The organism is Streptomyces sp. NPDC054975, from assembly GCF_053609105.1.
This window is the reverse complement of sequence record NZ_JBSGWV010000090.1, coordinates 1-9830: the sequence shown is the minus strand read 5'-3', so window position 1 is coordinate 9830 and position 9830 is coordinate 1. Positions and strand designations below refer to the sequence as shown.

Below are 9830 nucleotides of genomic sequence, written 5' to 3'. Positions count from 1 at the left end.
TGGCGATTGACCCACTGCATTGACGCGCCTGACCGCACGTCCCTCAAAGGTCGATGGCTCATGACCTGCACAGATGGAGACGAGATCTAGATAAGCACCGTGACCAGGCCAAAGCTGATCGCCCCTGACCAGAGAGAGCGAGCGGGCATCGCGTCCTCCAAGAGCCCCTGGGGTTCTGGGGTCAGGCTAGGCCGACTGCCCCGCTGATCGCACGCGCACGTCTCGGCTTCCTGCAATTCCCCCAGACGAGGGTCCCGTCGCGGCGGCGCTACGCCCCTTCGACGACCTCGACCGGCGCCGACGCGTCACCCACCGTGCGCCGCAATCGGGCACGGAACCCCTCACGCAGCGTCTCGTCGGCCCGTAAGAAGCGTTTCACGGGCAGGTGCGCCCATTGGAAACCACCAGGAAGGTCCCTCGTGGCGCACAGGGTGACCGTGCCCGGAGCCACGTCAGCCAGTTTGTGGTCGTGCCGCTGCGCCATGTTGGTTCCCCTTCGGCTTCGTATCTCCGCGGTTTACAGGCTGTCGCACTGACACCGTGCCGATGGACACTCCCCTGCGGCCTGGGGCTAGGAGTACACCTGCCACCAGCGGTCTGCCTCGGCACGCGCCACTTCGGCGTCGTACTGAATCGCGTCGAAGTGGAACTCCGGCAGAGGGCCAGGCGCGGGGGTGTGAGCCGCCCATGGAACTTCCCGGACAGACCACTGCACGACTTCGCCGAGCCGCTGGACGACCACGGTCAGGAAGCCACAGCATCCGCCGGTGCAGTCCGGCTCCCCCAGTTCCAGGCGGCGTGGTTCGCCGGTCGCGCGGAGAGGGCTGGTGCGGTCAGCCGGCAGCGCATCAGCCGCGTACGGTCCGCGGCCGCCTTCACCGACAGCGTCCTCGATCAGGTCCTCGCCGTTGACCCGGAACCGAACCTGGGCGACGTACCGGGGCCCCGGCGGCAGCACCTGGATCTCCAGACGGTCGAACATCAGCTCGCGCTCTCAGCAAGGGCGCGCTGGTGTTTCTGGAGCTCCAGGGCCTCGGCCTGATGGGCCTGGCACAGGGGGTTCCCGCCGAACCCGTACCGGTGGCAGGGGGCCTGGCACCTTGCACAGCGGCCGAGGAGCTGCGGCGGGCACATGTTCGCCGGAAGGTTGCGGGGTGCGGGAGTCGTCATGGGCGTGTCCTTCGTGAGCGCGGCGAGCGCCGCAGCCACAGGATAGAACTAACGTTCCCATTCGAGATCACCGCCACGCGGGCTCACGTGTTCGAATATCTGTTCGGTACGGTAGAGATCTAGCCAATCGGTTAGTGCTGGTTTGGGGGTATTTAGCCGGAGGCGTGTGATGGGCGGAGGTGTGCATCTGCATGTCGCGAGCGGCTACTCGGCCCGATACGGCGCCTCCCACCCGGACGACCTGGTCGCCCGGGCCGCAGAGCGCGGCATCACCGCGCTCGCGCTGACCGACCGGGACACCGTCACCGGCATCGTCCGCTTCGCGAAGGCCGCGACCCTGGCCGGAATCCGGCCTGTCTTCGGCGTGGACCTCGCGGTCGCCCCGCACGAGCCCATCGCCCAGGAGCGGTCCGGGCGGCGCCGGACTCCAGTGCGCGGGGGCGCCCATGTGGTGGAGGCGCCGCTGCGGGTGACGCTCCTCGCGCAGTCCGCGACAGGGTGGGGGCGCCTGTGCCGGATCGTTTCCGCCGCGCACGCCGACGTTGTGGGCGCCGCCGGCGGGCCGCCGGTCGCGGACTGGCCCGCGCTGCGGCAGTACGCCGACGCGGGCCTCACCGTCCTGCTCGGCCCGGCCTCCGAGCCGCTGCGCGCGCTCGCCGCCGGCCGCCCGGATGTAGCCGAGCGGCTCCTTGCTCCGTGGCGGGAGCTCGCCGGGGCGAACCTGCGCCTGGAAGTCGTCTGCTGGGGTCTGCCCGGCACCGGGCCTGGGTCCGTACGGTACGCCGCGCGCACGCTCGCGCTCGCGGACCGGCTCGGCATCCGCACGGTGCTGGCGAACGCGGTCCGGTACGCCGACCCGGCGCAGCACCGGATCGCGGACGTGCTGGACGCCGCGCGGCTGCTGCGGCCGATCGACCGCAAGCGGCTGGACTGCGGCGAGCGCTGGCTCAAGGGCGAGGGCGACATGCAGATGGTTGCGGAGCGGGTGTGCGCGGCCGCCGGCGCCGAGCGCGGGCGCGCGGCCGCACTGCTCGCCGAGACCGTACGAACGGCGGAGGAGTGCGTCGTCGATCCGGTCGCCGACCTCGGCCTGGGCACCCCGCACTTCCCCGAGCCGACCGTGGTCGGAGCCGATCCGGGAGCGGGCGGGGCGATGCGGCTTCTGCGGCAGCGGTGCGAGGCCGGGATGGTCGCCCGCGGCCTCGACCTCGACCAGACGGCGATGGACCAGCTCGACTACGAGCTCGGCATCATCGGCCGGCTCGGCTACGAGCCGTACTTCCTCGCGGTCGCCCAGGTCGTCGCCGACGTACGGGACATGGGGATCCGGGTCGCCGCCCGCGGGTCCGGCGCCGGCTCCATGGTCAACCACAGCTTGTTCGTGGCCACCGCCAACCCGCTGGAGCACCACCTGCTCTTCGAGCGCTTCCTCAGCGAGCGGCGGGCGTCGCTGCCGGACATCGACGTCGACGTGGAGTCCGCCCGCCGCCTGGAGGTCTACGACCGGATCATCGAGCGGTTCGGGAAGGAGCGGGTCGCGGTCACGGGGATGCCGGAGACCTACCGTGCCCGGCACGCCCTACGCGACACCGGCCTCGCGCTTGGCCTGCCCCCGGACGTCGTCGACAAGGTCGCGAAGTCGTTCCCGCACATCCGGGCCTGCGACATCCGCGGCGCCTTGCAAGAGCTCCCCGAACTCCGCCGCCTGAACGCCGAGGCCGGATCGTACGGACCGCTGTGGGAGCTGGCGGAGGGCCTGGATGCGCTGCCACGCGGGATCGCCATGCACCCCTGTGGCGTCATCCTTTCCAACGCGACCCTGCTGGACCGGCTTCCGGTCCAGCCGACCCCGGGCGGCCAGTACCCGATGGTGCAGGCCGACAAGGAGGACGTCGAAGACCTCGGCCTGCTCAAGCTCGACGTGCTGGGCGTGCGGATGCAGTCGGCGATGGCGCACGCCGTCGGCGAGATCCGCCGTACGACCGGTCGGCAGATCGACCTCGACAACCCCGACCACGTGCCGCTCGACGACGTGTTCGCGTTCAAGATGATCCAGGACTCCGACACGGTCGGCATGTTCCAGCTCGAGTCGCCCGGCCAGCAGGACCTGGTCGGCCGGCTCCAGCCCCGCGACCCCCAGGACGTCATCGCCGACATCAGCCTCTTCCGCCCGGGTCCGGTCGCTGGCGGGATGCCGGCGATGTACATCGCCGCCCGCCACGGCGCCGCACCGGCGTATCCGCACCCCGACCTCGAGCCCGTGCTCCGCGATACGTACGGGGTGACGATCTGGCACGAGCAGATCATCGACATCTTCGCGGTGATGACCGGCTGCGACAGGGCTCTCGCGGAGGTCGCTCGTCGGGCGCTCGGCGACGAGGAGCGTATGCCGAAGATCGAAGGGTGGTTCCGTTCGAAAGCTGGTGCTCGCGGCTACAGCACGAAGGTCCTGGACGAGGTCTGGGACATCGTCAGCAGCTTCGGGGCGTACGGGTTCTGCCGCGCGCACGCCGTCGCGTTTGCCGTTCCCGCCCTCCAGTCCGCCTGGCTCAAGGCCCACCACCCGGCAGCGCTCTACGCGGGGCTGCTGGAGCACGACCCCGGCATGTGGCCGGCCCGCGTCATTGTTGCCGATGCTCGCCGCCACGGCGTCCCGATCCTGCCCGTCGACGTCAACAAGTCCGCCGCCGCCTACACCGTGGAGGAGACCGACACCGGCTGGGCGGTCCGGATCTCCCTCTCGTCGGTGAAGGGCATCAGCGAGCACGAGGTCGAGCGGATCACGGCCGGACAGCCCTACAACTCCCTCCAGGACTTCTGGCAGCGCGCCCACCCTTCTCTGCCGATCGCCGAACGCCTCATCCAGATCGGCGCGCTCACCACGCTCCAAGGCGATCTCACCCGGCGCGACCTCCTGCTCCAGGCCGCCGAGCTCCACCGCCACACCCGCACCCGCCCCGGCGCCGGACAGCTCCCCATCGACAACACCCTCATGACCGCTGGGGCAAGCGGGCTGCGGGAGATGTCGAGCCGCGAGGTCCTCGACGCCGAACTGACGGTGCTGAAAATCGACGTCTCCCAGCACCTGATGGAGCACCACCACCGGCTCCTGCGGGAGGTCGGCGCCACCGACGCCAAGCACCTCCGGGCCATGCACCCCGGGCAGCCCGTCCTCGTCGCCGGCGTACGGGCCTCCACCCAGACCCCCCCGATCCCGTCCGGGAAGCGGGTCATCTTCGTCACCCTCGAAGACGGCTCCGGACTGGTCGACATCGCGTTCTTCGAGGACTCCCACGAGGACTGCGCCCACACCGTCTTCCACAGCGGACTGCTCCTCGTCCGGGGCACCGTCGAGGCCCGCGGCCCTCGCCGCACGGTCGTCGGCCAGATGGTGTGGGACCTCGAAGAACTCGCCGCCGCCCGCCGCGACCACGGCCCCCAGGCCGTCCTGGACCTCCTCGGCAGCACCACCCCCGCACCGACGCCGGCCCAGCCCGCAGGCACCGAGGGCCGGACGCTCGTCGACCCGACCACGGGCGCGAAGCTCCACCCATACGCAGACCTCCAGCCCGCGGGCACCCGCTCGGCCGACCTCACCCGCCTCGGCCACACCAGCCCGGGGAGCGCCGGATGACCACCACACATCGCGCCGTGATGCGGATCTTCTTCCATCTCCGGGAGCCGGACGAGGAGCTGTACGAGCAGCTCCTGGCCGTCGTCGAGGGCATCACCCCGCGCGTCCAGGCCCACACGGCGGACTGGTCAGCCGATGCCGACCTCACCGGGGCGCTTCGGTACTGGAGGCGCGACGCGGAAGGCCTCGCCGCTGTGATCCGCCTCCGCGCGCTCGCCCTGTACGGCATCCCGACCTCGGCGGGTGTCGGGCCCAACCGGATGGTCGCGTCCATGGCGGCCGCGCTCGCCCCGCCCGGCACCTCCACCGTGGTGGCCGATGCCCCGTACTCGATCGCCGCATTCCTCCGCCCGCAGCGAGCGGCTGCGCTCCCAGGCGTCGGCCCGACAGCTGTACGAAGTCTCGCCCGCTACGGGCTTCACACGGTCGGCGACATCGCGGACACCCCACTCCCCACCCTCCAGCGGATCCTCGGCGCCGCCGCCGGCCGCCAAGCACACGACCGCTCCCGCGGAGTCGACGACCGGCCCGTCACCCCTGCCGCCGCCCCGAAGAGCCTCAGCGCCTCCCACCGCTTCAGCCGCGACGAGCTCGACACCGAACAACACCACCGCACCGTCCTCGGCCTTGTCGAACAACTCGGCGCCCAGCTCCGCCAACAGCACGAGATCGCCCAGGCACTCACCCTGACCGTCACCTATGCCGACCGCACCAGCACCACGAAGACGCGAACGCTCACTGAACCGACCGCCCATACCCCCGTCCTTGCCGCCACCGGACGCGAGCTCCTCGCCCTCCTCGGCCTCCAACGCGCCCGCGTCCGCACCATCTCCCTACGCGCGGAACGCCTCCAGCCCGCCGAGAACGCAGTGCACCAGCTGACCTTCGACACACGCGACGACAAGGCCCGCGACCTCGAAGCCGCCCTCGATCGGGCCCGCGCCCGCTACGGACCCGGCATCGCCGGCGCTGCCGCCGCATACAGGCCGACCAGCTGACACGCCCCCACTAGGAGCGTGGATCCCAGTCCCGCGGACAGGCTTGCCCACCTCTCACCCAGGCTTGCCCAGACTACTGACCGGCAGAAACGCCGATTCGGCTCGGACTGGGGAACAGCCCTTGGTGCCAAGCACGTCTGGTGATCGAGCGCCGACGGCAACAGACTGATCGTCTCTACGCGTCGTCGTCCTCGTACGTGAGAAGCAACAGAGGGAACCTGGTCCTCGATGGTTGCCCACGCCTGACTGCTCAGCTCGACCTCGAGTACGGCGGCGTCAAGCGGCGATCCATGGTGTCCCGGCCTTCGCCCGCCGGTACGCCTGCGACGCAGACCGGCCGGCCCAGAGGGAAGTCGAAGCCTCGAACCGGCCGCTCTCCAGCGCCTGGTTCTCGAGCGCGGCGTGCTACGTCGGCCACACGCAGCTCGCCCAGCGGCTCGAGGAAGAACGCCAACGCCGACGGCTCGCCGACCTCGGCGCCAGCCGACAGCCCGGCCGTCCCGTGATCTGTGGGCAAGCCTCCCGGTGGAACGTCCCAGACGGGTTGCACCCACAGTTGTCTGCACAGTTGTCTGCACGGTTGCACCGAACGTTGCACCGGAGGTACTACCGGAGGTGTGAACCCCCCTTTCGGGATCTTGAGCATTTCCCCTGGTCAGACCCCCTGGGCAAGCCCCCTTCGTACGCCGACACCTCTAATTCGTTAGTAATTAGAGGTCCTGGATCTCTGATGGCCCGGGGCGGCGTTGTCCAGTCCAGGGCAGGACGTGTGTGGTCCGGTCGGTGCCGTGGTGACCCCTACGACACCTCCGACCGTGCGAGGTCTGTTGAAAGACTGGTGGCGCTGGGCGCCGGCCGGTCCTCGCACGTTCTGCCCCCGCGGGCCCGTCAGGTTCGGGATCCTCGATGGATGAGCTGCCGCACGGTGACGCGTTCTTCCTCACGAGCCTTGAGCTCTGGACACGGCGTGCGCCCGTGCGGCCTTGCGGTGCCGCGCACGGCTGATGAGGTGGCGGACCTTGGAGTCCTGGAATTAGTGCGCCGTGCGGCCCCGCGTGCTCGTGTTCGAGAACGGCGCCCGCGAAGGGGCGGGATCCATGGACGTGTTCTGCGGGATCGACTGGGCGGAAGGGCATCACGACGTCGCGCTCGTCGACGGCACCGGCAAGCTGCTGGCCAAGTGCCGCATCAGCGACGATCTGGACGGCTACCGCCTGCTGCTGGACCTCCTGGCGGAGCACGGCGACAGCGCGGAGACGCCGATCCCGGTGGCCATCGAGACCAGCCGCGGCCTGCTGGTCGCCACGCTGCGGCAGGGGGCCCGGCAGATCTTCGCGGTCAACCCGATGGCGGCCTCCCGCTACCGCGACCGCCACGGCGTGAGCCGCAAGAAGTCCGACCCCGGCGACGCACTCGTGCTCGCCAACATCATCCGCACGGACATGCCGATGCACCGGCCGCTGGCTGCCGACACCGAGCTGGCCCAGGCGGTGGCTGTCCTGGCCCGAGCTCAGCAGGACGCGGTCTGGAGCCGACAGCAGCTCTGCAACCAGCTCCGTTCGCTGCTGCGTGAGTACTTTCCGGCGTTCCTGGAGGCGTTCAAGGACAAGCAGGGCGGACTGGCCCGCCCCGACGCCCGCCGAATCCTGGCGGTGGCACCGACGCCCGCGCTGGCCGCCAAGCTGCCGCTCTGGCGCCTGACTGCCATGATGAAGCGGGCTGGCCGGCGCAGGAACATCGAAGCCGATGCCGAGCGTCTGCAGCAGCTCTTCCGCCGGGAGGCGCCCCACCAGGTCCCGCTGGTCGAAGAAGCGATGGGCAAGCAGGCCGCGGCCCTGCTGCTGCAGCTGGACGCCGCCTGCGAAGCAGTCGCCGACCTTGGCCAGGCCACTGAGGAAGCCTTTCGAGCCCATCCCGACGCCCCGATCATGCTGAGCTTTCCTGGCATCGGCGCCCAGATCGGCGCACGGATCCTGGCGGAGATCGGGGACGACCGCACGCGGTTCGCCACCGCCGGAGGGCTGAAGGCATACGCGGGCGCGGCCCCCATCACCCGAGCGTCGGGCAAACGCCACTACGTCGGGCGCCGGTTCGTCAAGAACAACCGGCTCAACCACGTCGGCCACCTATGGGCCTTCGCCTCCCTCAGCGGTTCATCCGGCGCGGACGCCCACTACCGGCGCCGCCGGGCCGGAGGGGACTGGCACATGCAGGCACTGCGGCACCTGTTCAACCGCATGCTCGGCCAGCTCCACCACTGTCTGCTCCACCGCTGTCACTTCGATGAGCCGACGGCCTTCCCATCTGCAGCGGCTGGCTGATCCCGCTGGGACTCAATCCGGGACGATCAGACCGGCTTCCCTGAGCCGGGGAAGACAGACCGCCAAGCACTCCTCTATCGACTTCGCGTCGGTGCGGACAAGCAAACCCTGCCGAAACGGCGCCCCGCTGGCCACGAACGTCCAGGGCTTGGTGCCGTCGCGCATGCGCTCGGCATCTGCTTTGAAGATGACCGTGACACCTTGCTCGGCCAGCGTTTCCATGATCCGTGCGATGTCCATTACCCCCCGATTCTGACCAAGCGAGGAGCCACGCTACAGGGGCCCCGCCCGCCTCCCTTGACGGGTTAACTGCATGAGGTGTCTTTCTCCGCGATAGCCGGAGGAAGAGGCTTGTTGTCTTGACGGCCCGGCGCGGCTTGCTCGCTCTGTCGCCCCTCCCTCGCTTCGCCCTCCTCTCCTCGGCCTCCGGCATCCGCTGCCTCCACCGGCCTCGCAGTCAGCCGGCCTCGCCTCCAGCGATCGCGTGCGCGGCGCGGCCGGGTGCCCTCTGGCCGTCGACGCGCGCCTCGCTGCTGTCGCGCTCGGCGCGGCAAATGGGCACATCGGCGGAGCGCTCCTGCCACACTGGCTACAGCCTCGCCGCCCCCCGTCGGCGAGGCTCTCGCTTGTCCGCTGCCCGCCCACGAGCTGAGTCGTCCGCAGGACGCAAAACGGCCCCGCCGGTGGCGGGGCCGTTCGTCGGGCTGAATCAGTGCGCGTCGCGGTCGATGCGGCGACGCTGGGGGAGCGGCGGCTCGCTGCTGGCGCGTAGCGCCAGCCTGAGCGCGGCGCGGTCCCGCTTGTGCGCCGCCCGCTGCAGCCACGTCCGGCTGCCGTCCTTCAGGAAGGGGGCCAGCCAGGGCCGCTCCTGGTACTGGAGGCGTGCGGGGCGGTCGTGGAAAGTACGGGCCATCTCGGGGGCTCCTGTCCGCTGTTGACTTGTTGAGGTGCGTGTTTCTCGGTCGCCGCCCGGCTGCCACCGCCTGACGACTGGAACAACTATATCCACTACGCATCACAAAGTCAATGGAGTGATGCGGTGGCGTCGCGCGGGGGGAGCGAGGTGTGGCCCGCCGGGGGTTGATGGACGTCTGAGAAAAGTCGAGAAGAAGGGTGTTTTCACTTCCCGCATGTGACGTGTGTAGGATATAGTTGTCTTGTTGGTCGGCGGTGGCAGTCGCCCAACACCGAAGACACACCACGTCGCTGGGAGATTCCAATGTTCAACACGATGAAGCGCACCGCCCGTCAGACCTCCACCCGCACCCTGGCCGACCTGATCCGCGCGATGGACGGCAAGCGGGCCGTGACCGTCACCTACATCGACAGCGACGGCGAAGAGTCGGTGCGCACCATCGAGATCCATGACATCCGCACCACCAACAAGGGCCGCATCATCGTCCGGGCCATGTGCCGGATGCGCGGCGAGATGCGCACCTTCCACCCCGAGCGGATCGTCTCCTACACGATCCACCGGATGCGCTTCGTGCTGGACGCCCCGACCGGCGAGACCAGCTTCACCCACGCTGCCGAGAGTGAAGCTGAGCTGATCTCCCTGGAGATGGACCGCGACTACCCGGACCTGAAGCCGCTGGTACTGGCCGCGTAGGCCGCGCGGGCCCCCCCCCCCCGGCCGGGCCCGCCGCCAAACCCAAGGCATACAGCCCAGCGCGGCGGCGAGGCGCCCCCCGCCCCCGCCGCCCCACC

The 9830-nt window shown here is 70.1% G+C and carries 8 protein-coding genes; 4 read left to right on the top strand and 4 right to left on the bottom strand.

What is annotated here, in order from left to right:
- Window positions 1–268 precede the first annotated feature (268 nt).
- Together ACWF79_RS34375 and ACWF79_RS34370 are read right to left on the bottom strand one after the other, a co-directional pair.
- Window positions 269–484 (bottom strand): hypothetical protein, encoded by a 216-nt coding sequence (locus tag ACWF79_RS34375; protein ID WP_453732107.1) that lies wholly within the window; start codon window positions 482–484, stop codon window positions 269–271.
- 87 nt (window positions 485–571) lie between these two features.
- Entirely contained in the window at window positions 572–982 is a 411-nt protein-coding gene (locus ACWF79_RS34370; protein ID WP_453732106.1) for a hypothetical protein, read from the bottom strand.
- A 357-nt stretch (window positions 983–1339) separates the two neighbouring features.
- Here ACWF79_RS34370 and ACWF79_RS34365 point away from each other — a divergent pair, with 357 nt between their 5' ends.
- The 3 genes from ACWF79_RS34365 to ACWF79_RS34355 all read left to right on the top strand — a co-directional run bounded on the left by ACWF79_RS34365 (window position 1340) and on the right by ACWF79_RS34355 (window position 8123).
- Window positions 1340–4804 carry a DNA polymerase III subunit alpha gene (locus tag ACWF79_RS34365; RefSeq protein WP_453732105.1) on the top strand — a complete coding sequence of 1155 codons (3465 nt, stop codon included), beginning with the start codon at window positions 1340–1342 and terminating at the stop codon, window positions 4802–4804.
- Window positions 4801–5802 carry a DNA polymerase Y family protein gene (locus ACWF79_RS34360; RefSeq protein WP_453732104.1) on the top strand — a complete coding sequence of 334 codons (1002 nt, stop codon included), beginning with the start codon at window positions 4801–4803 and terminating at the stop codon, window positions 5800–5802. Before ACWF79_RS34365 ends, ACWF79_RS34360 begins: the two co-directional genes overlap by 4 nt.
- A 1097-nt stretch (window positions 5803–6899) precedes the next feature.
- A complete protein-coding gene (locus ACWF79_RS34355) occupies window positions 6900–8123 on the top strand; it encodes an IS110 family transposase (protein WP_453732103.1) in 1224 nt (407 codons plus the stop codon).
- A 12-nt stretch (window positions 8124–8135) separates the two neighbouring features.
- Here ACWF79_RS34355 and ACWF79_RS34350 read toward each other — a convergent pair whose 3' ends face one another.
- Both ACWF79_RS34350 and ACWF79_RS34345 read right to left on the bottom strand, forming a co-directional pair.
- Complete coding sequence (locus tag ACWF79_RS34350; protein WP_453732102.1) at window positions 8136–8363, bottom strand: hypothetical protein; 228 nt, start codon at window positions 8361–8363, stop codon at window positions 8136–8138.
- Between the two features lie 469 nt (window positions 8364–8832).
- Window positions 8833–9036 carry a hypothetical protein gene (locus tag ACWF79_RS34345; protein WP_453732101.1) on the bottom strand — a complete coding sequence of 68 codons (204 nt, stop codon included), beginning with the start codon at window positions 9034–9036 and terminating at the stop codon, window positions 8833–8835.
- Window positions 9037–9342: 306 nt separating this feature from the next.
- Between ACWF79_RS34345 and ACWF79_RS34340 the strand changes: the two genes are divergently transcribed.
- Window positions 9343–9732, top strand: coding sequence for a WYL domain-containing protein (locus ACWF79_RS34340; RefSeq protein ID WP_453732100.1), 390 nt, complete (start codon window positions 9343–9345; stop codon window positions 9730–9732).
- The last annotated feature ends 98 nt before the right edge of the window (window positions 9733–9830 follow it).

Bases quoted from the DNA above. Each gene is read 5' to 3' on its own strand.
- ACWF79_RS34355 (WP_453732103.1), top strand. From the start codon at position 6,900: ATGGACGTGTTCTGCGGGATCGACTGGGCGGAAGGGCATCACGACGTC.
- ACWF79_RS34360 (WP_453732104.1), top strand. From the start codon at position 4,801: ATGACCACCACACATCGCGCCGTGATGCGGATCTTCTTCCATCTCCGG.
- ACWF79_RS34340 (WP_453732100.1), top strand. From the start codon at position 9,343: ATGTTCAACACGATGAAGCGCACCGCCCGTCAGACCTCCACCCGCACC.
- ACWF79_RS34365 (WP_453732105.1), top strand. From the start codon at position 1,340: ATGGGCGGAGGTGTGCATCTGCATGTCGCGAGCGGCTACTCGGCCCGA.
- ACWF79_RS34370 (WP_453732106.1), bottom strand. From the start codon at position 982: ATGTTCGACCGTCTGGAGATCCAGGTGCTGCCGCCGGGGCCCCGGTAC.
- ACWF79_RS34345 (WP_453732101.1), bottom strand. From the start codon at position 9,036: ATGGCCCGTACTTTCCACGACCGCCCCGCACGCCTCCAGTACCAGGAG.
- ACWF79_RS34350 (WP_453732102.1), bottom strand. From the start codon at position 8,363: ATGGACATCGCACGGATCATGGAAACGCTGGCCGAGCAAGGTGTCACG.
- ACWF79_RS34375 (WP_453732107.1), bottom strand. From the start codon at position 484: ATGGCGCAGCGGCACGACCACAAACTGGCTGACGTGGCTCCGGGCACG.